The 24120-nt window shown below is 65.0% G+C and carries 27 protein-coding genes; 8 read left to right on the top strand and 19 right to left on the bottom strand.

Features of this window, described 5'->3' with window-relative positions; translation table 11 throughout:
- Positions 1-32: 32 nt before the first annotated feature.
- Both JVX91_RS27875 and JVX91_RS27870 read right to left on the bottom strand, forming a co-directional pair.
- A complete protein-coding gene (locus tag JVX91_RS27875; RefSeq protein ID WP_205337246.1) occupies positions 33-794 on the bottom strand; it encodes an amino acid ABC transporter ATP-binding protein in 762 nt (253 codons plus the stop codon).
- Complete coding sequence (locus tag JVX91_RS27870) at positions 791-1453, bottom strand: amino acid ABC transporter permease (protein WP_054908678.1); 663 nt, start codon at positions 1451-1453, stop codon at positions 791-793. Before JVX91_RS27870 ends, JVX91_RS27875 begins: the two co-directional genes overlap by 4 nt.
- Before the next feature lie 210 nt (positions 1454-1663).
- Between JVX91_RS27870 and JVX91_RS27865 the strand changes: the two genes are divergently transcribed.
- Positions 1664-2593, top strand: a complete 930-nt coding sequence (locus JVX91_RS27865; RefSeq protein ID WP_205337245.1) for a LysR family transcriptional regulator — start codon at positions 1664-1666, stop codon at positions 2591-2593.
- Between the two features lie 29 nt (positions 2594-2622).
- On the opposite strand, the gene JVX91_RS27860 is transcribed toward JVX91_RS27865, so the two are convergent.
- The 10 genes from JVX91_RS27860 to JVX91_RS27815 all read right to left on the bottom strand — a co-directional run bounded on the left by JVX91_RS27860 (position 2623) and on the right by JVX91_RS27815 (position 14420).
- The gene (locus JVX91_RS27860; protein ID WP_205337244.1) at positions 2623-3654 is read right to left on the bottom strand and encodes a histone deacetylase family protein; all 1032 of its coding nucleotides are present in this window, start codon (positions 3652-3654) and stop codon (positions 2623-2625) included.
- A gap of 13 nt (positions 3655-3667) precedes the next feature.
- A complete protein-coding gene (locus JVX91_RS27855; RefSeq protein WP_205337243.1) occupies positions 3668-4444 on the bottom strand; it encodes an ABC transporter substrate-binding protein in 777 nt (258 codons plus the stop codon).
- 146 nt (positions 4445-4590) lie between these two features.
- The gene (locus tag JVX91_RS27850) at positions 4591-5001 is read right to left on the bottom strand and encodes a heme-binding protein (RefSeq protein ID WP_205337242.1); all 411 of its coding nucleotides are present in this window, start codon (positions 4999-5001) and stop codon (positions 4591-4593) included.
- On the bottom strand, positions 4998-6629 hold the full coding sequence (locus tag JVX91_RS27845) for an ABC transporter ATP-binding protein (RefSeq protein WP_205337241.1): 1632 nt from the start codon (positions 6627-6629) through the stop codon (positions 4998-5000). Before JVX91_RS27845 ends, JVX91_RS27850 begins: the two co-directional genes overlap by 4 nt.
- Positions 6619-7473, bottom strand: coding sequence for an ABC transporter permease (locus JVX91_RS27840; RefSeq protein ID WP_205340123.1), 855 nt, complete (start codon positions 7471-7473; stop codon positions 6619-6621). Before JVX91_RS27840 ends, JVX91_RS27845 begins: the two co-directional genes overlap by 11 nt.
- A gap of 62 nt (positions 7474-7535) precedes the next feature.
- On the bottom strand, positions 7536-8495 hold the full coding sequence (locus JVX91_RS27835) for an ABC transporter permease (RefSeq protein WP_205337240.1): 960 nt from the start codon (positions 8493-8495) through the stop codon (positions 7536-7538).
- 45 nt (positions 8496-8540) lie between these two features.
- Complete coding sequence (locus JVX91_RS27830; protein ID WP_205337239.1) at positions 8541-10136, bottom strand: ABC transporter substrate-binding protein; 1596 nt, start codon at positions 10134-10136, stop codon at positions 8541-8543.
- 53 nt (positions 10137-10189) lie between these two features.
- Positions 10190-11683, bottom strand: a complete 1494-nt coding sequence (locus JVX91_RS27825; protein ID WP_205337238.1) for an aldehyde dehydrogenase family protein — start codon at positions 11681-11683, stop codon at positions 10190-10192.
- Complete coding sequence (locus tag JVX91_RS27820) at positions 11680-12789, bottom strand: mandelate racemase/muconate lactonizing enzyme family protein (protein WP_205337237.1); 1110 nt, start codon at positions 12787-12789, stop codon at positions 11680-11682. The genes JVX91_RS27825 and JVX91_RS27820 overlap by 4 nt, the downstream gene beginning before the upstream one ends.
- Complete coding sequence (locus tag JVX91_RS27815; RefSeq protein ID WP_205337236.1) at positions 12786-14420, bottom strand: GMC family oxidoreductase N-terminal domain-containing protein; 1635 nt, start codon at positions 14418-14420, stop codon at positions 12786-12788. Before JVX91_RS27815 ends, JVX91_RS27820 begins: the two co-directional genes overlap by 4 nt.
- A 163-nt stretch (positions 14421-14583) precedes the next feature.
- Here JVX91_RS27815 and JVX91_RS27810 point away from each other — a divergent pair, with 163 nt between their 5' ends.
- Entirely contained in the window at positions 14584-15504 is a 921-nt protein-coding gene (locus tag JVX91_RS27810) for a LysR substrate-binding domain-containing protein (RefSeq protein WP_205337235.1), read from the top strand.
- Positions 15505-15652: 148 nt separating this feature from the next.
- Here JVX91_RS27810 and JVX91_RS27805 read toward each other — a convergent pair whose 3' ends face one another.
- The 5 genes from JVX91_RS27805 to folM form a co-directional block, all read right to left on the bottom strand.
- Positions 15653-15991 (bottom strand): HopJ type III effector protein, encoded by a 339-nt coding sequence (locus tag JVX91_RS27805; protein ID WP_205337234.1) that lies wholly within the window; start codon positions 15989-15991, stop codon positions 15653-15655.
- Positions 15992-16003: 12 nt separating this feature from the next.
- Positions 16004-16315 carry a DUF1244 domain-containing protein gene (locus JVX91_RS27800; RefSeq protein WP_240201674.1) on the bottom strand — a complete coding sequence of 104 codons (312 nt, stop codon included), beginning with the start codon at positions 16313-16315 and terminating at the stop codon, positions 16004-16006.
- A gap of 126 nt (positions 16316-16441) precedes the next feature.
- A complete protein-coding gene (gene folX / locus JVX91_RS27795; protein ID WP_081516251.1) occupies positions 16442-16813 on the bottom strand; it encodes a dihydroneopterin triphosphate 2'-epimerase in 372 nt (123 codons plus the stop codon).
- A 1-nt stretch (position 16814) separates the two neighbouring features.
- Positions 16815-17375, bottom strand: a complete 561-nt coding sequence (gene folE / locus JVX91_RS27790) for a GTP cyclohydrolase I FolE (protein ID WP_054908683.1) — start codon at positions 17373-17375, stop codon at positions 16815-16817.
- A 32-nt stretch (positions 17376-17407) separates the two neighbouring features.
- The gene (gene folM, locus JVX91_RS27785) at positions 17408-18133 is read right to left on the bottom strand and encodes a dihydromonapterin reductase (RefSeq protein ID WP_205337233.1); all 726 of its coding nucleotides are present in this window, start codon (positions 18131-18133) and stop codon (positions 17408-17410) included.
- Positions 18134-18273: 140 nt separating this feature from the next.
- On the opposite strand from folM, the gene JVX91_RS27780 reads away from it, so the two are divergent.
- Entirely contained in the window at positions 18274-18729 is a 456-nt protein-coding gene (locus JVX91_RS27780) for a flavodoxin (protein WP_205337232.1), read from the top strand.
- Complete coding sequence (locus JVX91_RS27775; protein ID WP_205337231.1) at positions 18729-19199, top strand: cupin domain-containing protein; 471 nt, start codon at positions 18729-18731, stop codon at positions 19197-19199. Before JVX91_RS27780 ends, JVX91_RS27775 begins: the two co-directional genes overlap by 1 nt.
- Before the next feature lie 7 nt (positions 19200-19206).
- On the opposite strand, the gene JVX91_RS27770 is transcribed toward JVX91_RS27775, so the two are convergent.
- Entirely contained in the window at positions 19207-20094 is an 888-nt protein-coding gene (locus JVX91_RS27770) for a LysR family transcriptional regulator (RefSeq protein ID WP_205337230.1), read from the bottom strand.
- 113 nt (positions 20095-20207) lie between these two features.
- On the opposite strand from JVX91_RS27770, the gene JVX91_RS27765 reads away from it, so the two are divergent.
- Positions 20208-20585: a CidA/LrgA family protein gene (locus JVX91_RS27765; RefSeq protein WP_205337229.1), complete on the top strand. Its 378-nt coding sequence runs from the start codon at positions 20208-20210 to the stop codon at positions 20583-20585.
- Positions 20572-21258, top strand: coding sequence for an LrgB family protein (locus JVX91_RS27760; RefSeq protein WP_205337228.1), 687 nt, complete (start codon positions 20572-20574; stop codon positions 21256-21258). Before JVX91_RS27765 ends, JVX91_RS27760 begins: the two co-directional genes overlap by 14 nt.
- A 9-nt stretch (positions 21259-21267) precedes the next feature.
- Here the strand turns inward: JVX91_RS27760 and JVX91_RS27755 are convergent, their stop codons facing one another.
- Positions 21268-22005 carry a WbqC family protein gene (locus JVX91_RS27755; RefSeq protein WP_240201673.1) on the bottom strand — a complete coding sequence of 246 codons (738 nt, stop codon included), beginning with the start codon at positions 22003-22005 and terminating at the stop codon, positions 21268-21270.
- A 383-nt stretch (positions 22006-22388) separates the two neighbouring features.
- Between JVX91_RS27755 and JVX91_RS27750 the strand changes: the two genes are divergently transcribed.
- Both JVX91_RS27750 and JVX91_RS27745 read left to right on the top strand, forming a co-directional pair.
- Positions 22389-23171, top strand: coding sequence for a class II aldolase/adducin family protein (locus JVX91_RS27750; protein ID WP_205337227.1), 783 nt, complete (start codon positions 22389-22391; stop codon positions 23169-23171).
- A complete protein-coding gene (locus tag JVX91_RS27745; protein ID WP_205337226.1) occupies positions 23171-24049 on the top strand; it encodes an alpha/beta hydrolase in 879 nt (292 codons plus the stop codon). Before JVX91_RS27750 ends, JVX91_RS27745 begins: the two co-directional genes overlap by 1 nt.
- Positions 24050-24120 lie beyond the last annotated feature (71 nt).

Here is a 24120-nt window from a genome sequence, read left to right as displayed (position 1 = left end):
CCCGCCCTGGCGTGCGCACTTGATTAGGTGTCTCAGCCGATGTCGGCGAGGAACGCGCGGGTGCGTTGCTGTTGCGGCGCGCGGAACACTTCCTGCGGGGTGCCCTGCTCGACGATGTTGCCGTCGGCCATGAACACCACGCGGTCGGCGACCTTCTCGGCGAAGCGCATTTCGTGGGTCACCACCATCATGGTCATGCCGCTGCGGGCCAGGCTCTCCATCACATTGAGCACGCCGCCGACCATTTCCGGGTCGAGCGCCGATGTCGGTTCGTCGAACAGCATCGCGTCGGGTTTGAGCGCCAGGGCGCGGGCAATGGCCACGCGTTGCTTCTGGCCGCCGGAGAGGTTGCCGGGGTAGACGTCGCGCTTGTCCAGCACGCCGACCTTCTCCAGCAACTCCTCGGCCTCGGCGCGCGCCTGGCGCGGGTCGACGCCCTGCAACTGGGTCGGGGCGATGGTGATGTTCTCCAGCACGGTCAGGTGCGGGAACAGGTTGAAGTGCTGGAACACCATGCCGACCTTCATGCGCAGGCCGTTGAGGTACTTTTCCTGCGCGCGGTGGCTGCGCTGGCGGTCATTGATCAGTTGGTCCTGGAAGAAGATCTCGCCGCGCGTGGGCTGTTCGAGCATGTTCACGCAGCGCAGCAGGGTGCTCTTGCCCGAGCCGCTGGGGCCGATCAGCACCATCACCTCGCCCTTGTGGACGTCCAGGTCGATGCCCTTGAGCACCTCCAGGGGGCCGTAGTGCTTGTGGATATCTTTCAGCTGGATTTGTACGTCGGCGCGGCTCATGCCCGTCCTCCCTTGAGCAGCAGGCGCCGCTCGAACAGTTGCAGCAGCAGGCTGGTGATGGTGGTCAGCAGCGCGTAGATCAGCGCGCAGGCGAAATACAGCTCGAACGGCTTGAAGGTGGCGCCGACCAGTTGCTGGGTGCGCATGAACAGCTCGGCCAGGGTGATGGTGGACACCAGCGAGGTGTCCTTGATCAGGATGATCAGGTTGTTGCCCAGCGGCGGCACGATCAGCTTGAACGCCTGCGGCAGGATGATCAGCCGCATGGTCCGCGCGGTGCCGAAGCCCAGCGAGCGCGAGGCTTCGACCTGCCCCAGGGGAATGGCTTGGATGCCGGCGCGGATGGTCTCGGCGTTGTAGGCGCCGACGTTCAGCGCCAGGCCGATCACCCCCGAGGTGAAGGGCGACAGTTCGAAGCCGAACTGCGGCAGGCCGAAGTAGATGATGAACAGCTGGACCAGCAGCGGCGTCGAGCGGATCAGCCAGATGTAGCCGGCGGCGGTCCAGCGCAGGGCGCGGTGCCGGGACAGGCGGGCGAGGGCGGCGAGCAGGCCGATCAGCAGGCCGAAAACGATGGCCAGCAGGGTCAGCTCGACGGTGACGCCGGCTGCCTTGAGCAGCATCGGCAGGTAATGGAGCACGAGGTTGAAGTCGAACATTTTTATTCTCGGGATGGGTGTCGGGAGCCAAACGCGGGGAACGAATGGTGATTCCTACAAATTATTTTAATACCCAGGTGTTCGGTCCAAGACCCCTGTTCTGAAAGGGTTTAGGTTGTTCGAGAACACGCAGCGAGTCTTGCATTGACAAAAAACAGCGTCAATTTATGATCTTTTTTCATCATTTGACCGGCCAGGGTGTTCCCGACCATGCGTACCGAGTTCAGCCTGCGCGACCTGGAAATCTTCCACGCCATCGCCACCACCGGTTCGACGCGCCAGGCGGCGGTGCAGCTGGGGCTTACCCAGTCGGCCGTCAGCCACGCCCTGGCGCGGCTGGAGGAGTCGCTGAAGATTCGTCTGTTCGCCCGTGAGAACCAGCGCCTGCAGATCACTGCCGCCGGGCGCTACATGCTCAACGAGGCGATCCTGCTGATGGGCAACCTGGCGCGCATCGAGGAGGACCTGTTCGTCCTCCAGGACAGCGGCGTGGCGTCGCTGAAACTGGGCTGTGCGCCGGGGCTCGGGCATCGTTTCGGGCCTGCCCTGGTGCAGCGTTACCTGCAGGCGCATCCGGGGATCGCGGTGTCACTGGATGTGGCGGCCAGCGGCCGGCTGATCGCCGACGTGGAGGCCGGGCGGCTGGACATGGCGCTGGTGTCCTATGAGGTGCACGAGCCCAATCTGCTGTTCGCGCCGATGGTGGCGGCACGCATGCGCGTGCTGATGCCGTCGGCGAGCGCGCTGGCGGAAAAGGCCGAGCTGGAACTGGCCGACCTCGACGGGCAGACGCTGATCAAGCCGATCCAGTCGGACCACCTGATCTACCGCGACAACAGCCTGCGCCGCCTGCTGCGCCACGAGTTGCAGTCGAGCCTGTCGAGCATGGGCGCAATGATCGAACTGACGGGCGGGCTGAGCCTGGTCAACGCCATCACCGCCGCGGACCTGTGCGAAAACCCGAAGCTGGTCAGCCGCCCCTTCGCGCTGGAGCAGTGGTTCAACTTCTACCTGGTGTACAAGCAGGAACTGAAGAGCAACCGGCTGATCGGCGATGTGCGCCTGGCGCTGGCGCAGGTGGTCGAGGCCATGCAGCAGCGCGAGGACTGTGCCGCAGCGTTGCGCCTGCCTGCGGCCTGAGGCGAGCGGCCAGGGCCGCCGCCGCTGCTTCACGCAGTGCGCCGGGGCGCCAGGAAGCCGTTGAAGAACTGCTCGGCATTCTCCTGCAGGCTCTCCAGGTGGTAGCCGCCTTCCTGGACGATCAGCGTGGACAGGCCCAGTTCGCCGATGGCCTGGCCGAGGCGGTTGAAGCCCTCGCTGGTCACCGCGACCTGGGACTGCGGATCGAGCTCGTAGATATCGAAGCCCAGTGACAGCACCAGTACCTCGGGCTCGAACCGGCGCAGCGCCGCGATGGCCTCGCGCAGCCGCTCGAAGAACACCGACTCGGCAGAGCCATGGGGCATGCTCAGGTTGACGTTGTAGCCATGGCCGGCGCCGGCGCCACGCTCATCCTCGTAACCGGCGACCACCGGATAGAAGTTGGTCGGGTCGCCATGGATCGACACGTACAGCACGTCGTCGCGTTCGTAGAAGATTTCCTGGATGCCCTGGCCGTGGTGCATGTCGGTATCCAGCACGGCGACGCGCGCATGACCCTTGCGCAATTCCTGGGCGGCGATCGCGGCGTTGTTCAGGTAGCAGAAGCCACCAGCGGCATCGCGGCGCGCGTGGTGTCCCGGCGGACGGCACAGGGCATAGGCCTCGGGCTGGCCGTCGAGCAGGGCGCGTGCGCCGGCCACTGCGCTCTGCGCCGACCAGTAGGCGCCGCGCCAGGTCTGCTCGCCGACCGGGCAACTGCCATCGGCCAGGTAGCGCGCGGCCTTGGCGAGAATCCCGCGCAGTGGGTTGGGCTCGCGGACGAAGACGTTGGAGATCACTTCGTCACCCCAGTCCTGGCCGGTGGCCTTCCACTCGGTGTGGGCTTCTTCGAGGAAGCGCAGGTATTCCGGGCTGTGTACCGCGCTCAGCGGTTGCATGCCGTGGTCATCCGGCTGGCGCAGCTCGAAGCCGAGCCGTTCCACGGCCTGCAGCAGGCGCCGCGGACGTTCGGGAATCTCCTGCGGCACGCGCATCTGTCCACGCGAGAGATAGGTGCGGGGATGGTGGAGATATTGGTCGGGATGGAAGTAAGTCAACATTGCGCGATGTCCTTCAACGGATGTCGGTGCCCAGCCATTTCTCGCTGATGCCCTTGTAGGTGCCGTCCTTGTCGAGATCGGCGAGTGCTGCGTTGATCGCCGCCTTCAGCTCCGGGTTGTCCTTGCGCACGGCGATGCCCATCTTCTCAGGGTAGAGCAGCTCGCCGGCCGGGCGGGCGTTGAGGTTGCGGTCGCGGATGGTCAGCAGGCCGGCGATCTTGTCGGTGACGAAGCCGTCGATGCGCTTGTTCTGCAGGTCGAGGAGGATGTCCGGCAGGCCCTTGTAGGTTTTCAGCGTGACGTTGGGCTTGTGCTCGCGCAGCCAGCTTTCGTATGTCTCGCCCAGGGTGATGCCGATGACCTTGCCGTCCATCTCGTCGATGCTCTGCAGCGGGCTGTCCTTGCGTACGAACAATTGCGCGCCGGAGAGGTAATAGGGCTCGGAGAAGTCGACGGCCTTCAGGCGTTCGTCGGTGATCGCCAGGCTGCCGATGATCGCGTCGTACTTGCCGGCGAGCAGGCCGCCGACGATGCCGTCCCAGGCGGTGGTCACCGGCTTGGCTGTCACGCCCAGGCGCTGGGCGATGCCATCGCCGATGTCGACGTCGAAGCCCTGCAGCTTGCCGTCGATATCGATGAAGCTGAACGGCGGGTATTTGCCGGTAAGTGCGAAGCTGAGTTCGCCTTTCTGCTTGATGCCATCGAGGTCGCCGGCCTGGGCGGCGAACGGGGTGAGACAGGCGGATGCCAGCAGCAGGCAACCGGCCAGGGCGCGCATTGTTCTTGTCATTGGCGGAGCTCCCGGTAGTGGAGTGAAGTCGCCGGGGAGTGTTCCAATCGCCTCTTTTCGCGTCAATCTATGTTGTTTTTCAATCACATGAGTCGTTTGAGTAAGCACCCGCGGCGCGTCTCCGTAGCGCCCGGTGCAGCCGCGTACTAGCCGGCTTCCAGGCTGGTGGCGGCCACTCGCGCGACCTGGGCGTCCTGCTCCGCCTTGACGCCGGACACGCCGATGGCGCCGATCACCTGATCCGCCACCCTCACGGGCACGCCGCCTTCGAGCATGCCGCGCAGCTCCGGCACACAGAGGAATGCGCTGCGCCCCTGGTTGATCATGCTCTCGTAGGCCGCCGAATCGCGGCGGCCCAGCGCAGCGGTCCGGGCCTTCTCGGTGGCGATGTAGGCGGCGATGGGGGCACAGCCGTCGAGGCGCTCGAAGGCCAGCAGGTGGCCGCCGTCGTCGACGATGGCAATCGACACCGGCCACTGGTTGCGTTGCGCTTCCTGACGGGCGGTGCGCAGCAGGTGGTCGGTCTCCTGCTGGGTCAGCTGGGGTTTTTGTTTCACGCGGGAACTCCCGAGGTAGCAGTGCGATTGGCAAGTTGGCGGGTCAACCAGTCCGGGTCCATTTCCGGAACCGATGCCAGCAGGCGGGCGGTGTAATCATGATGGGGCGGGGCGAACACCTCGGCTGCAGGGCCTTGTTCAACGATCCTCCCCTGGTGCATGACCACGATGTGGTCGGCGATGCTGCGCACCGTATCCAGATCGTGGGTGATGAACAGGTAGGACAATCCCAGTTGTCGTTGCAGACGCTTGAGCAGTAGCAGGACGCCCTTGGCCACTACCTGGTCCAGGGCCGAGGTGACCTCGTCGCAGATGATCAGCCGCGGTTCAGCCGCCAGCGCGCGGGCAATGCAGATGCGCTGCTTCTGGCCGCCCGAGAGCTCACCCGGGAAGCGGTCAAGGAATTGCTCAGGTGGCAGTTCGATCTGCTCCAGTAACTCATGCAGTCGGGCTTCCCGGGCCGTCCCGCTCAGCCCCAGGTAGAACGCGAGCGGGCGCCCGAGGATGTCGCGGATACGCTGGCGAGGATTGAGTGCCGTGTCCGGCATCTGGTAGATCATCTGGATGTTCTTCAGGGTCGCAGCCGGGCGTGACTGACAGCGGCGCGCCAGTGCCTCGCCCTGGAAGGTCATCGAGCCCTGGTTCGGTGGCAGAAGCCCGGTCAGCACGCGTGCCAGCGTCGACTTTCCGGAACCGGACTCGCCGACCACCGCGACTGTCGCGCCCGTGGGTATCTCCAGCGAAACATCCTGCAGCACAGGGAGCGGACCATAGCTGGCGCTGAGGTTCGACAGTTGCACCAGAGGCGGCGTTTCGTGCTGCGCACAGGGTTCGTGTTGCAGGGAGCGGACCGACCACAGGGTGCGGGTGTAGGCCTCCTGGGGGCTGTCGAGCATGCTGCGGGTGTCGGCTTCCTCTACCGTCTTGCCGTGACGCAGGACCATGATGCGGTCGGCCATCTGTGCGACCACAGCCAGGTCATGGGTGATGTACAGCGCAGCAGTGTCGAACTGGCAGACCAGGTCGCGAATGGTGGCCAGGACTTCGAGCTGGGTGGTCACGTCCAGGGCAGTGGTGGGTTCGTCGAAGATGATCAGGTCCGGGCGGCAGGCCATCGCCATGGCGGTCATGGCGCGTTGCAGTTGGCCTCCCGATACCTGGTGTGGATAACGCAGGCCGAAGGTTTCCGGCTGCGGCAGGCGCATGCGCCGGAACATCTCGACGGCATCGGCCCTGGCTTGTTGTTCCGGCATCACTCCGTGCTGCAGCGCGGTTTCGACGTACTGGTCGATCAGTCGATGTGCGGGGTTGAACGATGCCGCCGCCGATTGCGCCACATAGGCGATGCGCGATCCCCATAGCTGCCGCCTGCGTGGCTCCGACGCCTTGGCCAGGTCTTCGCCGTCGAAGAGGATGCTACCGGCGCTGATCCGGCAACCGGGGCGTTCATAGCCCATCGCCGACAGGCCCAGTGTGGATTTACCCGCGCCGGACTCGCCGATCAGGCCCAGCACTTCACCGCGCCTGAGCGTGAGGTCGATGCCATCGAGGATGGGGGCGCCATTCAGCGTCTGCACGTGCAGCCCGGAAATCTTCAGCAGCAGGTTGTCGCGGGTTTCATTGGCCATCGTGCAGTCCACTCGTCATGTGCAGGAACCAGTCCACCACGAAGTTCACACCGATGGTGAGGATCGCGATGGCGGCGGCCGGCAGAAGCGGGGTGATTTCCCCGTAGCTGATCAGGGTCGCGTTGTCGCGCACCATCGAGCCCCAGTCGGCGGTGGGCGGCTGGATACCCAGGCCGAGGAAGCTCAAGGCGCTGATGAACAGGAAGGTGAAGCAGAAGCGCAGGCCGAACTCCGCCACCAGCGGCGGCAGGATGTTCGGCAGAACTTCGCGGAACATGATCCACGAGGTGCTTTCCCCGCGCAGCCGCGCGGATTCAACGAAGTCCAGCTGTACCACGTTGGTCGCCACTGCGCGGGTCAGGCGGAACACCCGCGTCGAGTCGAGCACGGCGATGATCGCGATCAGCATCGGCACCGAGGTACCGAACATCGTGAGCAGCAGCAGGGCGAAGATCAGTTGCGGAATGGCCATTAGTACATCGACCAGACGCGACAGCAATTGGTCGGTCCAACCGCCCTTGACCGCTGCCAGCAGCCCTGCGATTCCGCCCAGGAGGAATGCCAGGCAGGTGGCAAGCAACACAATGCCGAGGGTGTTGCGGCCGCCATAGAGCAGGCGCGTGAAAAGGTCGCGGCCTAGGTTGTCGGTGCCCAGCAGGAATTGCCGGCTCCAGGGTTCGAACTCGCTGGCGACTACCTGAGACTCGCCGTAGGGTGCGATCCAGGGAGCGAGCAGTGCCGCCGCCGTGTAGAGCGCGATGATCAGCAGGCCCAGTTGCGCGCTCCACGGCGCATGGCGCACTGCACGGAACAGGCGGCCCAGAGTCGCCGTTGTCTGGTGCATTGACGGGGTGTGTTCCGGCATGGCGTGCTGCGCCGCCAGGGGGAGATTGCTGCCCTGTTCGATCATCGCGGGTGCCTCAGGCGGGGGTTGGTGAGGGTGGCCAGAATGTCGGCGGCGAGGTTGAGCAGGATGTAGGTCGAGGCGAACACCAGGCTGCAGGCCTGCACAACCGGCAGGTCGCGTTTCTTCACCGAATCGACCATCAGTTGCCCCATGCCGGGGTAGACGAACACCGCCTCGACCACGACCACGCCGACCACCAGGTAAGCCAGGTTGATCACGATGACGTTGATGATCGGCGCCCAGGCGTTCGGCAGGGCATGTCGAAGAATGATGCGCCAGCGCGGCAGGCCCTTGAGCTTCGCCATTTCGATGTAGGGGCTGGCCAGCAGGTTGACGATGGCGGCGCGACTCATGCGCATCATGTGCGCGACCACCACCAGTGTCAGGGTCAGCGCCGGCAGCGCCATGTAGTAGAGGCGCTCGCTCAATGGCTGGCTGGCGTCGACGCTGGCCAGGCTTGGCAGCCAGCCGGCTTTCACGGACAGCAACAGGATCAGCAGGTAGGCCAGGAAGAACTCCGGGAAGGAGATACAGCTCAAGGTGAAGACATTGATCAGGCGGTCGAATACACCATTGCGGTAGATCGCCGCCAGGAAGCCCAGCGCCAGTGCCAGCGGGACTGCAACAACGGCGGCGAACAGCGCCAGCATCAGGGTGTTGGGCAGTCGCGTGGCGAGTAATTCGGCGATGGCCCGGCCGTTGGCCAGGGACTCGCCAAAATCACCCTGCAGCATGCCGCCCAGCCAGTGGAAATAGCGCAGGTACAGGGGCTGGTCCAGCCCCAGAGTCTGGCGGAAGGCGGCTACGGCTTCAGGAGTGGCCGACTGGCCGAGGATCTCGGTGGCGATGTCGCCCGGCAGGAATGACACGCCCAGCAGGATGATGATCGAGACCACCCACAGGCTCAGCAAACCCAGCAGCAGGCGTTGGGCGAGCATTTTCAACAACGGATGACGCATGTCGGCGGACCTCCTCGGCAACCGGCGGATTCGGGCGGCTGGCGATCAGGCGAACCACCAGCGTTCGGCGGCGCGCAGGCCGTCCAGGTCCCAGTTGTTGCCGATGCGGCCGTGGCCGATCAGGGTGGAGATGCCATCGACGTAGTTGGCGAACAGCGGGATCAACGCGCCGCCCTGGTCACGCAGCAGGAGCTGCATCTCGCCGTACATCTGCCGGCGCTTGGCGTCGTCCAGTTCGGAGCGGGCACCCACCAGTAGCTCGTTGAAGCGGGCGTTGTCCCAGAACGTTTCGTTCCACGCCGCGCCCTTGCCGTAGACCAGGGAGAATGCCCAGTCCTCGGTGGGTTTGCCGCCCCAGTAATCCATGCTCCAGGCCTTCTTCATCCAGACGTTTTTCCAGTAGCCGTCGTTGGGCTCGCGCACGACGTTGATGTCGATGCCTGCTTTTGCCGCGTGCTCCTTGAACAGCACGGCTGTGTCCACCGAACCCGCAAACGCGGCATCGGCGGCGCTGAGATCGACCTTCAGGCTGTCCAGCCCGGCCTGCTTGAGGTGGAAGCGGGCCTTGTCCGGGTCGTACTGGCGTTGCGGGATGTCACTGGCGAAATAGCGATAACCCGAGTTGATCGGGTGATCGTTGGCAACCTCGCCATGGCCGCGCAGGATGGTCTGCAGCAAGGCCTCGCGGTTGATGGCGTATTTGAGTGCCTCGCGGATGTTGGGATCGGTGAAGGGCGCCTGGGTGACGTTCATCGGCAGGCTGTAGTGCTGCCCTCCCTTGATGGAGGACACCTCCAGCCTGGAGTTTCGCTTGAGCAGGTGTACCGTCTTCAGGTCGCAACCGTTCATGGCGTGGATTTCGCCAGTGTTCAGCGCATTGGTGCGGGCGCCGACGTCGGCGATCACCAGGAACTCCACGGAGTCGAACCAGCCGCGATCGGTCTTCCAGTAATTGGGGTTGCGCTTGACCACTGTCTTCACACCCGGATCGAAGCTCTCGCGGATGTAAGCGCCGCAGCCCACGCCGGAGTTCGCGTCCACCTTGCCATCCTTCGACGGCATGATTGGCAGGTGATAGTCCGAGACCAGGTAGGGGAAGTCGGCGTTGCCGCCGTCCAGGGTAACGATGACGCGGTTCTTGCCGTCCGCGTGGATGTCGCTGATGGGCGCAAGGATGCTGCTGGCGGCGGAGCGGGAATCGGGCCCGCGATGGTGGTTGAGCGAGGCCACGACGTCTTCGGCGCCCAGGGATTTGCCGTTGTGGAACTCCACTCCATTGCGCAAGGTGAAGGTCCAGGTCTTGGCGTCGGCCGAAGGCTCCCAGCTCTGCGCCAGTTCGCCCACCAACTCTCCCGTGTTGCTGATCTCGGTCAGGTAGTTGTGAACCGAATGTCCCACCGACTGCATGTAGTTGTCGCCGTAGGTACCGGGGTCGAAGGAGTCAGTGGTCGAGCCGGTTGCAATGCCTAGCTTGAAGTGGCCTCCGCGCTTGGGGGTGCCGGCCTGCTCGGCGGCGAACACCTGGCCCGCCAGGCCTGAGCTCAGGGCCGCGCCGGCGGCGAACATGCTCTTCACGAAGGTGCGGCGGTCGATCTGCCCAAGGCGCAGGCGGTTTGTGAGGTCGTCGATGTGATTGCCCATGAGTGTTCCTTCTTATTGGATGTCTTGTCAGGAGTCGTCTCGAACGGGGTAATTCAGATGCGGGCGGTGACCGTCTTCACCGCATAGTAGGCGCGTAGCCCCTCCAGTCCTTTCTCACGACCGAAGCCTGAGCGCTTGTTCCCGCCAAAGGGCGTCTCAACCCCGCCTGCGAAGTATTCGTTGATGTAGATCTGCCCGGCGTCCAGGTCCCGAGCCATGCGCATCGCCCGGGAGAAGTCGCGGGTGTATATGCCTGCCGCAAGCCCGAACGGGGTGGCGTTGGCCAGCTCCAGCGCGTGCTCGGCGGAGTCGGCAACCTGCACCGATAGCACCGGCCCGAAGACCTCTTCCTGTACCAGCGGATCGTCGATCCGCAGGTTGTCGAGAAGCGTGGGCTGGAAGAACCAGCCCGCGTCGGATGCTGTGTCGCAGACACGCCGTCCGCCTGCGGCAACCCTGACGCCGCGAGTTCGTGCGCCGTCGACGTAGTCTTCTATCTTCCGCAACTGCTCCGGTGTGGTGATTGCGCCAATGTCGGGGTTGCGCAGTCCGTGCCCAAGGCTCAGTTGCCGCGCGCGTTCCGCCAGCCGCTCGACGAAGCGCTCGTGCACGCTGCGCTCGATGATCAGTCGCGAACCGGCGGAGCAGATCTGCCCGGCGTTGGAGTAGATGGCCCAGAGCACGTCATCCAGTGCCGCATCCAGATCGGCGTCGGCGAGGACGATGGCAGGTGACTTGCCGCCCAGTTCCAGGGTGACGCTGGCGATGTTGCGCGCGGCGGCCTGCATCACATGGATGCCGGTATTGACCGACCCGGTGAAGGTCACATGGCGCACCTTGGGATGGCTTGTCAGGGCACTGCCGACCTTGCTGCCGGTGCCGTTCACCACGTTGCACACGCCCGGCGGCAGACCAGCCTGGTTCAACAGTCCCGCCAGTAACAGGGCGCTGAGCGGAGTCTGCTCGGCTGGCTTGAGCACCGCGGTGCAACCTGCCGCCAGCGCCGGTGCGAGTCCACGGGCGGCGGTGGAAATGGGGTAATTCCAGGGAATGATGTGGGCCGTCACACCCACCGGCTCAAGCTGGGTACAGGAGAAGTGATCAGCGCCCAGGGGTATGGTTTCGCCCTGCAGTTTGTCGGCGATGCCGGCGTAGTATTCGAAGATTCGCGCGGTGTTGCGTACGTCGCTCTGTGCTTCAGCGAGGGTCTTGCCGTTGTCGAGGGTTTCGATCACCGCCAGGCGCTCGGCATTGCTGCGTATCGCCTCGGCGGCGCGCAGCAGGATGCGACTGCGGTCGGCCGGCAGCATCTTGCGCCAGGGGCCCCGTGTGGCGGAGTCAGCGGCACTTACGGCGGCGTCGACGTCTTCCTCATCGCCGGCCGCGACCTGGGTGAAAGCCTTGCCCAGGCCGGGGTCGAACACTTCCAGGGTTTCGCCGCCAGCACTGGCGCGCCAGGTACCGTCGATGAAGTGCGCGTCGGGCAGATAAGCGAGAGTGCCGGTGGCGAAATACTCGTGGATCAGGGCGTCGGTGGTCTGGCTCATCGGCTGGCCTCGCTGATCTGGTAGGTGGATTTTTCCAGCCACTGCGGGGCTATCTCCACGCCCCAGCCGGGCGCGTCGCCGACCGTGACGTGACCTCCTTCCACGCGGAAGGGCGACTCGACGAACAAGCCATCCTGCCAGGGGTAGTAATCCTGCCCTTCGATGGACAGCTCAAGATATTTGCCGGCGTTGGGCAGGGCTTTCAGGAAGTGCATGGTGAACAGCGTCACCAGCGACAGGTTGGCGCTGTGCGGTGTGACCGGCAGCCCCGCTTCGGCGGCCATGCCGGCCACCTGCAGAGAGCGGCAGATGCCGCCAAGATAGAGGATGTCCGGCTGCACGATGTCGACCGCGCGCATCTCGATCATCCGCCGCCAGGTGGGCAGCTCGCAGTCCTGTTCGCCACCCGTCACGTCCAGCGATAGCGCCTGGCGCACTTGGCGGGTTTGCTCAAGCTCCCAGTAAGGACACGGCTCTTCGAAATGGACGATGCCGTGCTGCTCAAGCATGCGACCGACCTCGATGGCGCGGTTGGGCGAATAGCCTGAGTTTCCGTCGACCAGCAGCTCAGCCTGGTCGCCCAGCGCGCGGCGCATTGTCGGCACGATGGCTTCCGTGCGGCCGGGCCACTCGTCGCGGTCGTGGCCGCACTCGCTGCCCACGCGAAATTTGAAGGCATCGAAACCGTAGCGGTCGCGCAGGCGCAGCATGCGCTGGGCTTCCGCATCGGGAGTGATGTCGCGTTTCATCGATGAGGCGTAAGCGCGCAGCTTGCCCGGCTGGCCGCCGAGCAATTCGACCACCGGCTTGCCCTCGACCTTGCCGCGCAGGTCCCACAGGGCCGTATCCAGGCCGGCGATGGCACGGTAGAGGTAGCTGCCGGGAAACTTGTGCTCGCGCTCGGGAATGATGCTGACCAGATTCTCGATGTCTCGAGCGTCGGCGCCGAGCGCCCACGGAGCGATCTGCCGGTGGAAGACTTGCGCGGTGATGTCGGCGTGGTAGGTGGACAGCTGACCCCAGCCCACACTGCCGCATTCGCTGGTGACTCGCACGAAGCCTACGTAGGCGTTGCAGAACGTTTCGAGCTTGCTGATTCGCATCATGCGCTTACCTTTTGTCGTTGGTCGGCCAGGATCAGGTCCGCGGCCTTCTGCGCCACCATGATGGTGGGGGCATTGGTGTTTCCCGAGGTGATGGTGGGGAAGATCGACGCGTCGACCACACGCAGGCCGTCCAACCCATGGACGCGCAGATGACTATCCACCACCGAGTGGCGAGCGTCCGCGCCCATCCTGCAGGTACCGACCGGATGGAAGACCGAACCGCAACGTTCGCGGAAGTCGTCGAGAATCTGTTCGTCGTCCATGCCGTCGAGGTCCGGCGGGATGGCTTCCTGCACCAGCCGGCGCAGCGCTTGCGTCCGCATCAGGCGCTGGATCAACCGGCCGCCGGCGATCACCCCGCGGATGTCCTCTTCCTCGCTCAGGTAGTTGGGGCGGATGAGCGGGGTTTCCCGCGGGTTCGCCGAGCGGATGTCGATGCGTCCCCGGCTCAGCGGGCGGCAGGGCTGGAAGGAAATGATGAAGCCGGGGAAGGGGTCCGGGTTCATCAGCGGCCGCTTGCCTTCGGGGGCCGTCGAATAGGTGACCGGGTTGAAGTACAGCTGCATGTCCGGTGCCTGGCTGCGCTCGTCGGCACGCACGAAGCCGCCCGACTGGTTGACGCTCACGCTCAGCGGTCCGCGACGGGTCAGCAGGTAACGCATCCCGGCCAGTAACTTTCCATGCAGCGGCGCCAACTGATCATTCAGCGTTGGCTCGGTGGAGCGATAGAAGTAGTTGATGCCCAGGTGATCCTGCAATTGTCCGCCCACCATTGGCTGGTCGAGCACCACCGGGATGCCCAGGCGTTGCAACAGATCGGCGGGACCTACGCCGGAAAGCTGCAGCAATTGCGGGGAGTTGATTGCACCGGCGCAGAGGATCACTTCACGCCGGGAGCGTGCGCTGAGTAACTGGCCATGGCGCTCGAACTCGATGCCCGCCGCTCGCCGGCCGTCGAACACTACCCGTCGCGCCAATGCCTGGGTGATCAGTCGGACATGGCTGCGACGCATGGCTGGGCGCAGGAAGGCATCGGCGGCGGAGCAGCGCATGCCGGCACGGGTGTTGATCTGGTAGCTACCCACACCCTCCGGATGCGGCCCGTTGAAATCCGAGGTAAAGGGCAGGCCAAGTTCGCGGGCGGCGGAGAAGAAGTGCTCGCGCAGCGGGTGCAGTTCCGTGCTGACATCCGAGACAAACAGAGCGCCACCGGGCTGGGCATTGCCCTGGGCATCCACACGCCGCTCGGTACGCTCGTAGTAGGGCAGCACGTCGTTCCAACCCCAGCCAACGTTGCCGAGCTGGCGCCAGCCGTCGAAGTCCACTGGCAGGCCTCGGCAGTAGACCATGGCGTTGATCGAGCTGGAGCCGCCAATCACCCGGCCGCGTGGCCAGTAGCTGCGGCGATCCTTGGTGGCGGGGTCCGGCTCGGTACTGTATTTCCAGTTGATCCGCTCGTCGTAGAAGGTCCGGCCGTAGCCGATCGGTACCTTGATCCAGAAGCGCCGGTCGCTGCCGCCCGCCTCGAGCACGAGCACCGATGCCCCTTCGCTGGAAAGCCGTTCGGCGAGTACCGACCCGGCCGATCCGCTGCCAACGATGATGTAGTCGAACTCGCCCACTGACGCCATGCGCCCCTCCCAGCCAAGATGATTCCGTGTGACGGCCCGATTCGCCTTGGATGTCGGGCGCTGTCGTACTGCACTTGCGTTGGGGGGATTGTTTGGGGGAGGCTCACCTTAAGACAAACAAGAAAAAACGCTCCTTTGGGGCAAAAAAATTTAAAGGTGCACGGTGGGCCATCAACTTCCTCATCTTCCCTGGCTGCGCTCCTTCGAAGCGGCGGCGCGCAACCTGAGCTTCTCGGCGGCGGCGAATGAGCTGCACATGACGCCCGCGGCGGTCAGCCTGCAGATTCGCTCCCTGGAGCAGTACCTGGGGTTCCAGTTGTTCGAGCGCTTGCCGCGTGGTGTGCGCCTGACGGACATGGGACTGGCCTACCTGCCTTCGATCCGCAAGGCGTTCGATGAGCTGTCGATGTCGACTGTCGGTCTGTTCGGTAGCCGCGGCGATCGCTCCATTACCGTGCGTTCGACGGCGGCCTTCGCAGTGCTCTGGCTGGCCCCCAGGCTCGGTGAGTTCATGGCGCTCTACCCGAACATCGAGGTGCGGCTGTTCGCCGATATCTGGGCTGATGCGCTGAGTGCGGACCATAGCGCCATCGACATCCGCTTCGGCGATGGGCATTGGGAGGGATTCGATGCCGAACTGATCCAGACCGAGGCGTCCATTCCGGTGTGTAGCCCGGTATGGCGGGCGAGGGCCGGTAGCGACGAGCAGTTGGTAAGCCTGGCGCAGCGCAATCTGATCCACATCATGGGCTGCGAGGATCTGTGGACTCGCTGGTTCCGGGCGGCCGGAGTCGCCGACTTCACCAGCCGCAAGGGTGTGCAAGTGGACACCTCGCTGACGGCGTTGGAGCTGGCCGCTGCCGGTTCGGGTTTTGCGTTGGTGCTGCGCAGCCTGGCTCAGCCTTACCTGGATGCCGGCAGGGTAGTGGCCGCGTTCGATGGCGAACTGCCCATCGACCAGGCCCACTACCTGCTGTTGCCAAAGGGCGGCAAGCGTCCACCGCCGGAGGTGCTGCTGTTCCGCCAGTGGCTGCGGGAACAGGTGCGCGCGCGAGACGAGGGCGAGGGCCGGCAGGTCGGTTGATTGCGGACGGGGCCCGATCCTTCATGGAGCCGCCGCAGCGGATTTCGCGGACAAGGTCCGCTCCTGGAGTTCAGCTTTCTGCGATCGAGCGATTGGCCCCCAAAAAAAGCCCCGCATCCGCGGGGCTTTTTTCATCGAGCGAGTGGCCTCAGCCGCGGCGCGACAGGGGTTGGCGCTCGAAGTTGACCCCGGCGAGGCCGGTGATTTGCAGTGCGCGGATGTTGGCGTGGTCGGTGCCTTCCGGGTGCTCGCGTACGGCGCGGTAGTGCTCGCCGAACGCCAGCAGGCTTTCTTCCTGGCTCAGGCCTTCGAGGATGGCGAAGCCCAGGGTCTTGCAGGAACCTTCGTTCTGTCCGGCGGGGTTTTCCACGGAACCGTTGGTGAAAGCGCTGGGGCTGTAGCTGTAGTGTTCGGCGATGTACGCCAGGGTGTCGGTGAACAGGTGCTGCTCGCTGCGCAGGCGCACGCGAAAATCGGTGAGGGTCATCAAGGCAAACTCTTAGTGTTTCTTCGCGTTATCGAAGGCTGTCTGCTGGGCAGGGGTCGCTTCCGTCTGGTACTTGGCCTTCCATTCGGCGTAAGGCATGCCGTAGATCTCTTCGCGGGCCTGGTCCGGGCTGACGTCCAGGCTCATGTCGTCCGCCGCCGCCTTGTACCACTTGGACAGGCAGTTGCGGCAGAACCCGGCAAGATTCATCAGATCGATGTTCTGCACGTCCTTGCGGGTACGCAGGTGCTGCACCAGGGTACGGAATGCCGCGGCTTCCAGTGCGGTGCGCTGTTCGTCGGTCAGGTTCATCGGCTCGGTCATGGCATGTCTCTCTACAAAGGCGCATCAGAGGCGCATGGCGGGGCTGGCGAGATTCTAAGAGGCGGGCGATCTGCCAGCAACGCCCGTTGGCCGACTGGCACGGGCGTGCAGGTGCTTTGGCGGCCTTCAGCGTTGCGCGGCGAGGGCGATGGATACCGATTCGGCGAAGCGCAGGGCGTGCGGCTTGTCCACTTCCACTTCGGCGTAGTGCACGGCCGGGTTGGCCATGACCAGGTCGAGCAGCTCCTGGGTCAGGCGCTCCAGCAGGGCGAAGCGGTTTTCCTCGACATGGGCGATGATCGCCTTGGTGATGGTGCGGTAGTTCAGCGCGTGGTCGATATCGTTGACCTGCACCGCATCGCCAGCGGGGTAGAGGATGGTGAGGTTGATCAGCACATCCTGCTTGTTGAGGATTTCCTCCTCCTTGATGCCGATGTAGGTGCGCACACGCAGGTCCTTGACCCGGATTCGCGCCATGCCCGGCTGCAGTTGCGTCATTTCACTTGCTCCGTCCGATCAGTTGCAGGAATTCCTGGCGGGTATTGGTCGACTCGCGGAAGGCGCCGAGCATCACCGAGGTGTTCATCACCGAGTTCTGCTTCTCCACCCCGCGCATCATCATGCACATGTGCTGCGCCTCGATCACCACCGCCACGCCGGCGGCGCTGGTGACCTGCTGGACTGCCTCGGCGATCTGCCGGGTGAGGCTTTCCTGGATCTGCAGGCGACGGGCGAACATATCGACGATGCGCGCCACTTTCGACAGGCCCAGCACCTTGCCGGTGGGAATGTACGCCACATGGGCCTTGCCGATGAAGGGCAGCAGGTGATGTTCGCACAGCGAGTAGAGCTCGATGTCCTTGACGATGACCATTTCGTCATTGTCCGAGGCGAACAGTGCGCCGTTGACGATCTCGTCCAGCGTCTGTGCGTAGCCGTGGCAGAGGTACTGCATGGCCTTGGCCGCGCGCTTGGGGGTGTCCAGCAGGCCCTCGCGGGTCGGGTCTTCGCCGAGCCCGAGGAGAATCTCACGGTAGTGGTGAGACAGGTCTTCGATCATGGTGGGAGTTCCTCGTGCCCGCACCGGGCGGGTCATTTGAGGTGCCGGCCGCCGTTGACGGTCAGGGTGGTGCCGGTCACGTAGGGGCTGTCGAGCAGGTAGCGCACGCTCTGGTAGATCACGTCCGGGCCGGGCTCGATGCCCATGGCGGATTTCGCCAGGGTGCGGGCGCGGTACTCGGCGTCGTCGCCGGGATTGAACATGATCAGTGCCGGCGCGATGCCGTTGACCTTGATGCGCGGTGCGAGGCTGGCGGCGAAGGACAGCGTGAGGTTGTCCAGCCCGGCCTTGCTGGCGCAGTAGGCGATGCGGTTGGCGCTGCCCTTGCGGGCGACGTCGTCGGAGAGGTGGATGATGTCCGCCGGGGCGCCGCGTTCGCTGGCGTCGCGTTCGAGCAGTTCGCTGCAGCGCAGGTTGATCAGGTAGGGCGCCAGCATGTGCACGCGGAACAGCGTTTCGAAGGCCCGCGCATCGCCACCCGGCTGTTCGGCGATCCACGCCGAGGCGTTGTGGATGATCGCGCGCAGGCGGTCGGTGTGATCGTTCAGGTCGGCGATGAAGGCGAGGATGCCGGCTTCATCGGCCAGTTCGGCGTGCAGGCAGGTGGCGCCCAGTTCGCGCAGCTCGGCGATGCCGGGTTTTTCCTGGCGATAGGTCGCGATGACCGGCTGGCCGTCTTGCAGCAGGCGTTTCGCGCAATGCAGGCCGATGCGCTGGCTGGCGCCGGTGATCAGGATGGGGGCTGGGGTCTGGCCCATGCACGCCTCGCGGAATCGGGGGAAGCGCCGCGCGGGACAATGTCCTAGCGGCCGGGTAGGGCAAAACTATACCAGCCCCGGCGCGGCGCGACACGGATGGGGCATAATGGGCGGCCTTGTCTTGCCTTGTGGGAGTGAACATGAAAGTCGCCATCCTGTCCGGATCGGTCTATGGCACCGCCGAAGAAGTCGCGCGTCACGCCAAGCGCCTACTCGAAGCCGCCGGCTTTGAAGCCTGGTTCGACCCGCGGGCCACCCTGGACGCGATGATCGATTTCGCTCCCGAAGCCTTCCTGGTGGTGACCTCCACCACCGGCATGGGCGACCTGCCCGACAGCTTCCAGCCGCTGTTCCACGCCATCCGCGACCGCCTGCCGGCCGAATGGCGCGGTCGTCCTGGCGGCGTGCTGGCGCTGGGCGATTCCAGCTATGGCGACACCTACTGCGGCGGTGGCGAGCAGGTGCGCGAGCTGTTCGCCGAACTGGGCGTACAGGAAGTGGTGCCGATGCTGCGCCTGGACGGCAGCGAGACCGTGGACCAGGAAACCGACTCCGAGCCGTGGCTGGCCGAGTTCATTGCCGCGCTGAAGGCCTGATGCATCCCCGCGCCCGCCAGCTGATCGACACCCTGAATCTCGCCCCGCATCCCGAGGGCGGATTCTACCGGCGTGTGTTCGAATCCGATCTGAAGGGCGCCGATGGCCGGCCGCAGTCGTCTGCCATCCTCTTTCTTTTGCCCGCCGGCACCGTCAGCCGCTGGCACCGCGTGGACGCCGACGAGCTCTGGCACTTCCATGAAGGTTCGCCTCTGGAGTTGCTGATCGCGGACGCCCCGGAGTCCGCCGTGCGCGTCGAAACCCTCGGCCCGGTGGGCGAGGGCAGCCTGCCGCAACGCGCTGTGCCCGCTCACGCCTGGCAGGCTGCACGCTGCCTGGGGGATTACGTGCTGGTGGGTTGTACCGTGTCGCCGGCTTTCGAGTTCGCTGGGTTCCAGTTGCTGGCGGACGATGAGCAGGCGCAGCGGGAGTGGCCGGCGCTGGCCGCGGACTTCCCCGAGCTGCTCTGAACCCGCTTCACTGCGGATGCAACGGCATCTCGATCATCAGTGCCAACCACGCCTTCGCTGCATTCGACAGATAGGCATCGCGCCGCCAGATGAAGCTGATATCCCAGCGCAGATCCGGCTGGCTTAACAGCACCCGCACCAGTCCCGGCCGCTCCAGGTCCTTCGCCACCACGCGGGGCAGCAGCACTGCGCCCTGGCCGGCGGCGACCAGCGCGCCGAGGAAGTCTGCCTGGCCGCTGCGGCCGCCTTCCTTCGGCTCGAAGCCGGCCTCGCGGCAGGCACGCAGCAGGCGGTCATTGAGGGTGAAGCTCTGCTGGTAGAGCAGGAAGGGCGTCTCGGACAGCTCCACCAGTTCCAGGCTTTCCCGCGCTGCCAGCGGATGATCGGCGGGCAACAGCACATCCAGCGGCTCGTTGCAGAAGGGCTGCCAGTCGAAGCCGGGGTCGTCCGGGGTGAGACCGCCGCCCAGCTCCAGTTCGCCGCTGTAGACCATTTCTTCCATGGTCTTGCTGCCACCCTCGATCAGGTGCACGTCGATGTTCGGGTAGCGCCGCCGATACTCGGCGAAGCGCCCGGCGAACAACGCGTCGGCGCCCAGCAGCGGCAGGCCCAGGCGCAGCTCGCCGCGGTGCAGGTGGGTGAGGTCGTCCAGTTCGGTATGCAGTTCGCGGCGCAGGCGCAGCATGTCCTCGGCGCGACGCAACACCACTTCACCGGCGGCGGTCAGGCGGATGTGCGGGCCGCTGCGCTCCAGCAGTTGCACGCGCAGGCTCTGTTCCAGCTGGGCAACCTGCTTGCTCACCGCCGACTGGCTGGCGTTCAGGTGTACCGCCGCCTGGGTGAAACTACCGTGGCGCACGACTTCGGCGAAGGTGCGCAGCTGCTTGAATTCCATTCTGGAATGGCTCCGATTCGATCTATTCGCTTTGGGGATGATAGGCGCGGGCGTAGGCTTTGCGCCATTCCCAACCGATTTCTTCAGCCGCTCAACGCATCGAGATCGCCGCCATGTTCCGCCGCGCCGCCCGCCTCATTTTCGAACTCGCTGTCCTGGTCGCCTTCTGGTGGCTCGGCGGCTGGATCGCCACGCTTACCGGCCTGCCGCTGCCGGGCGGGGTGATCGGGCTGGCGCTGCTGCTGGTGCTGTTCGCCTGCGGGGCGATCCGTCCGGCCCTGTTGCAGGGCGGTGCCGGCCTGCTGCTGGCGGAGATGCTGCTGTTCTTCATCCCCGCGCTGATGAGCCTGCTGGACTATGGCCCGCTGCTGCGCAGCGAGGGCTGGAAGATTCTGCTGGTGATCACCGCCAGCACCGTGATGGTGATGCTCTCCACCGCCCTGGCGGTGGAATGGATGTGCAACAGGAGTTCGCGCCATGAGCCTCGATAAGCAAGCCCTGTTCTGGTTGGCCGTGACCCTGGGCGGTTACCTGCTCAGCCGTACCCTCTACCGCCGCTTCCAGCAGTACTGGCTGTCGCCCATCGTCTTCGTGCCGGTGCTGCTGTTCGCCCTGGCGATCCCGCTGCAGGCCCGCTACGCCGATTACGCCCGTGACACCAGTTGGCTGGTGGCGCTGCTCGGCCCGGCCACCGTGGCCTTCGCCATTCCCATCTGGCAACAGCGCGCCTTGCTCGCCCGCCATTGGCCGGCACTGCTGACCGGCATGCTCGCCGGCTCGACCATGGCCATCGGCAGCTCCTGGGCGCTGGCCCACGCGCTGGCGCTGGACGGCCAGGTGACCCTGTCGCTGATTCCGCGTTCGATCACCACGCCGTTCGCCATGGAAATGTCCCACGACCTGGGCGGCGTGCCGGCGCTGACTGCGGCCTTCGTGATGATCACCGGGGTATTCGGGGCGCTGATCGGCGGTGTTCTGATGAAGATGCTGCGCCTGCGCTCCGCCCTGGCTCGTGGCGCGTTGCTGGGCGTCGGCGCCCACGGTGCGGGCACCAGCCGGGCTTATGAGTTCGGCGGTGAAGAAGGCTCGGCGGCGGGCCTGCTGATGGTCCTGACCGGACTGTTCAACCTGCTGCTGGCGCCGGTCCTGGTCTGGTGCCTCTGACGGTTCGGGCTAGCTCAGCTCGTAGGCGTCGAGCATGCGCGAGACGTCGGCGGGGGAGTTGAACATCATCACGTCGATGATCGACAAGCCCGCCTCGAAGGCCGGGCGTTTCTGCTCATAAGGCACCAGTTTCGGTTCCTGGAAGCGCAGGGTCAGCCCGGCCGCGTCGTACTTGCTGCGGTCGAAGAAGCTCTGCCCTCCCGGCGGATTCCAGTATTCCTCCACGCCCCCCAGCGCCTTGCAGATATTCAGTGCCCATTCGTCCGGGGCCCGCGGGTGCTCCATCTCCAGCGCCATGCGGGATAGCACCGGCATCTTCCGGGGGAATCCCAGGTAGGCGCAGGTCGCTTCCAGGGTGGACTTGTTCAGCGAGACGATATCTTCGAATGGATGGTCCAGCGATGCGGCGATCATTTCCCGTACGTCGCGGTAGTAGGGCGCCACCTTGCGGTAGACGTCCAGCTGCGAGAACAGGCTGCGGCGCCAGTCCTGGCTGTTATCCACGCGTACGTCCTTGATCAGCGTTTCGCGGTGGTGCTTCACCCGCGGTACGCGGATGTACAGCCAGCCGTCCTGCTGCTTGAGGATGCGGTTGCGCTCGATCCAGCCGTGATGGATGTACTGCACGGTATCGAACAGGACGAACAGGTCGGTGTGCTTGATCAGGCTGAAGTAGCCCAGATAAGGAAAGAAGTACGGCTGCATGATGGCGGTCTTTTTCACAGCGATAGCCTCGTTGACCGGCATGGAGTCTCCCCCCGACTCCCGGGTACTGCGAAAGATATTGCGAAATGTTTCTAAGGGGCTTCGGACGCCCTGCAGAGTCGCCGGCAGGCAAAGAGGATTGGACACGCTTCCGCCAGCCCGAGCGTGCGATCTGCCTGTCGCACTGCTCAAACACTGCTGTTGCGGAGGGTTTGCCCCTGCGCCGGGCTCCGCCGGGCCATCTGGGCTACCTCGCCCCACTATAGGCGCGCTTGACGCTCGCGCAAGCCGGCCCCACGACCGGGCTTATGGGAAGACATTCGCCAGACGCTGCCACAGGCAACTGTCAGTTCCGTGACAGTCGCTCGCTCGTCACCCTGACTAGACTGCGCCATCGAACAACAACAACGAAGAGGCTACCGACCATGCACGCCGCTCATCCGCTGCCCACCGTGAACGTCAAGGACCAGGTCTCCGCCGCCGAATGGCAGACCCGCGTCGACCTGGCCGCCTGTTACCGCCTGATCGCCCTGCAGGGTTGGGACGATCTGATCTTCACCCACATCTCCGCCAAGGTCCCCGGCACCGAGGACTTCCTGATCAACCCCTACGGCATGATGTTCCATGAGATCACCGCGTCGAGCCTGGTGAAAGTGGATGCCACGGGCAAGAAGCTGATGGACAGCCCGTACGACATCAATCCGGCCGGCTACACCATCCACAGCGCCATCCATGATGTCCGCCACGACGTCGCCTGCGTCCTGCACACCCACACCGCTGCCGGTATCGCCGTGTCCGCGCAGAAGCAGGGCCTGCTGCCGATCTCCCAGCAGTCGCTGTTCGTGCTTTCCAGCCTGGCCTACCACGGCTACGAGGGCGTGGCGCTGAACCATGACGAGAAGGCGCGCCTGCAGGCGGACCTGGGCGAAGCCAACTTCATGATCCTGCCCAACCATGGCCTGCTGACCTGCTCCGCGACCATCGCCGATACCTTCCTGATGATGTTCACCCTGCAGCGCGCCTGCGAAATCCAGGTGCTGGCCCAGGGCGGCGGCGCCGAGCTGATCATGATCCCGCAGCAGATCCTCGATGGCGCCCGCGCCATGGCCGCGGCCGTCACCAAGAGCAAGCAGGGCATGGGCGGCGCGCTGGCGTGGCCGGCGCTGCTGCGCAAACTGGACCTGCAGAACCCCGGCTATCGCGACTGATGGCGCTGGCCGGCATCGCCCTGCGCGACTGGCGCGCGCAGGGCCGTGACTTCACCTTCCGTGGACACACCATCCGCTACTGGAGCGCCGGCAACGGCGCGCCACTCCTGCTGATCCACGGTTTCCCCACCGCCTCCTGGGACTGGCACTACCTCTGGCAGCCGCTGGCCGAGCGTTATCGCGTGATCGCCTGCGACATGCTCGGTTTCGGCGATTCCGCCAAGCCGCAGCAGCATGACTATCGCATCCTCGAACAGGCCGACCTGCAGCAGGCGCTGCTGGAACACCTGGGCGTGCGCGAACCGGTGCATCTGCTGGTGCACGACTACGGCAACAGCGTCGGCCAGGAGTTGCTGGCGAGGCATGAGGAGGGCGGCTTCGCCATGCTGTCCTGCGTGTTCCTCAATGGCGGCCTGTTCCCCGAAACCCATCGCGCGGTGCTTTCGCAGAAGTTGCTGCTCAGCCCGCTGGGCGGTTTCTTCGGCAAGCTGTTCGACCGGAAGCGCCTGGCACAGAACTTCGCCAAGGTGTTCGGCCCGGCGACACAAGCGAGCGAGGCCGAGCTGGACAACTTCTGGGAGCTGATCCGCCACAACGACGGGCAAAAGGTCATGCACCGGCTGATCCACTACATCCTCGACCGTCGCCAGCACCGCGAGCGCTGGGTTGGCGCGATGCAGCGCACGGCGGTGCCGCTACGGCTGATCGATGGCCCGGAAGACCCGATCTCCGGCGCGCACATGGTGGAGCGCTACCGAGAGCTGATCCCACGGCCCGATACCGTGATGCTCGACGGCATCGGCCACTACCCGCAGGTCGAGGCGCCGGAGCCGGTGCTGGCCAACTACCTCGCCTTTCGCCAGAAGCGGACGGAGTAGATTCGGATCAGTCGGCGAAAGGATTCAGAACCGACTGATAGCGCACGGCGGCATGGCGGCTTTAGCTTCCC

It is taken from the genome of Pseudomonas sp. PDNC002 (genome assembly GCF_016919445.1).
Classification (GTDB): domain Bacteria; phylum Pseudomonadota; class Gammaproteobacteria; order Pseudomonadales; family Pseudomonadaceae; genus Pseudomonas.
This window is presented reverse-complemented; position numbering and strand designations above follow the sequence as displayed.

Bases quoted from the DNA above. Each gene is read 5' to 3' on its own strand.
- folE (WP_054908683.1), bottom strand. From the start codon at position 17,375: ATGATCGAAGACCTGTCTCACCACTACCGTGAGATTCTCCTCGGGCTC.
- JVX91_RS27875 (WP_205337246.1), bottom strand. From the start codon at position 794: ATGAGCCGCGCCGACGTACAAATCCAGCTGAAAGATATCCACAAGCAC.
- JVX91_RS27870 (WP_054908678.1), bottom strand. From the start codon at position 1,453: ATGTTCGACTTCAACCTCGTGCTCCATTACCTGCCGATGCTGCTCAAG.
- JVX91_RS27830 (WP_205337239.1), bottom strand. From the start codon at position 10,136: ATGGGCAATCACATCGACGACCTCACAAACCGCCTGCGCCTTGGGCAG.
- JVX91_RS27770 (WP_205337230.1), bottom strand. From the start codon at position 20,094: ATGGAATTCAAGCAGCTGCGCACCTTCGCCGAAGTCGTGCGCCACGGT.
- JVX91_RS27760 (WP_205337228.1), top strand. From the start codon at position 20,572: ATGAGCCTCGATAAGCAAGCCCTGTTCTGGTTGGCCGTGACCCTGGGC.
- JVX91_RS27800 (WP_240201674.1), bottom strand. From the start codon at position 16,315: ATGACCGAGCCGATGAACCTGACCGACGAACAGCGCACCGCACTGGAA.
- JVX91_RS27835 (WP_205337240.1), bottom strand. From the start codon at position 8,495: ATGCGTCATCCGTTGTTGAAAATGCTCGCCCAACGCCTGCTGCTGGGT.
- JVX91_RS27805 (WP_205337234.1), bottom strand. From the start codon at position 15,991: ATGACCCTCACCGATTTTCGCGTGCGCCTGCGCAGCGAGCAGCACCTG.
- JVX91_RS27815 (WP_205337236.1), bottom strand. From the start codon at position 14,420: ATGGCGTCAGTGGGCGAGTTCGACTACATCATCGTTGGCAGCGGATCG.
- JVX91_RS27820 (WP_205337237.1), bottom strand. From the start codon at position 12,789: ATGATGCGAATCAGCAAGCTCGAAACGTTCTGCAACGCCTACGTAGGC.
- JVX91_RS27855 (WP_205337243.1), bottom strand. From the start codon at position 4,444: ATGACAAGAACAATGCGCGCCCTGGCCGGTTGCCTGCTGCTGGCATCC.
- JVX91_RS27745 (WP_205337226.1), top strand. From the start codon at position 23,171: ATGGCGCTGGCCGGCATCGCCCTGCGCGACTGGCGCGCGCAGGGCCGT.
- JVX91_RS27750 (WP_205337227.1), top strand. From the start codon at position 22,389: ATGCACGCCGCTCATCCGCTGCCCACCGTGAACGTCAAGGACCAGGTC.
- JVX91_RS27865 (WP_205337245.1), top strand. From the start codon at position 1,664: ATGCGTACCGAGTTCAGCCTGCGCGACCTGGAAATCTTCCACGCCATC.
- JVX91_RS27825 (WP_205337238.1), bottom strand. From the start codon at position 11,683: ATGAGCCAGACCACCGACGCCCTGATCCACGAGTATTTCGCCACCGGC.
- folM (WP_205337233.1), bottom strand. From the start codon at position 18,133: ATGGGCCAGACCCCAGCCCCCATCCTGATCACCGGCGCCAGCCAGCGC.
- JVX91_RS27840 (WP_205340123.1), bottom strand. From the start codon at position 7,473: ATGCACCAGACAACGGCGACTCTGGGCCGCCTGTTCCGTGCAGTGCGC.
- JVX91_RS27845 (WP_205337241.1), bottom strand. From the start codon at position 6,629: ATGGCCAATGAAACCCGCGACAACCTGCTGCTGAAGATTTCCGGGCTG.
- JVX91_RS27755 (WP_240201673.1), bottom strand. From the start codon at position 22,005: ATGCCGGTCAACGAGGCTATCGCTGTGAAAAAGACCGCCATCATGCAG.
- JVX91_RS27780 (WP_205337232.1), top strand. From the start codon at position 18,274: ATGAAAGTCGCCATCCTGTCCGGATCGGTCTATGGCACCGCCGAAGAA.
- JVX91_RS27775 (WP_205337231.1), top strand. From the start codon at position 18,729: ATGCATCCCCGCGCCCGCCAGCTGATCGACACCCTGAATCTCGCCCCG.
- JVX91_RS27765 (WP_205337229.1), top strand. From the start codon at position 20,208: ATGTTCCGCCGCGCCGCCCGCCTCATTTTCGAACTCGCTGTCCTGGTC.
- folX (WP_081516251.1), bottom strand. From the start codon at position 16,813: ATGACGCAACTGCAGCCGGGCATGGCGCGAATCCGGGTCAAGGACCTG.
- JVX91_RS27860 (WP_205337244.1), bottom strand. From the start codon at position 3,654: ATGTTGACTTACTTCCATCCCGACCAATATCTCCACCATCCCCGCACC.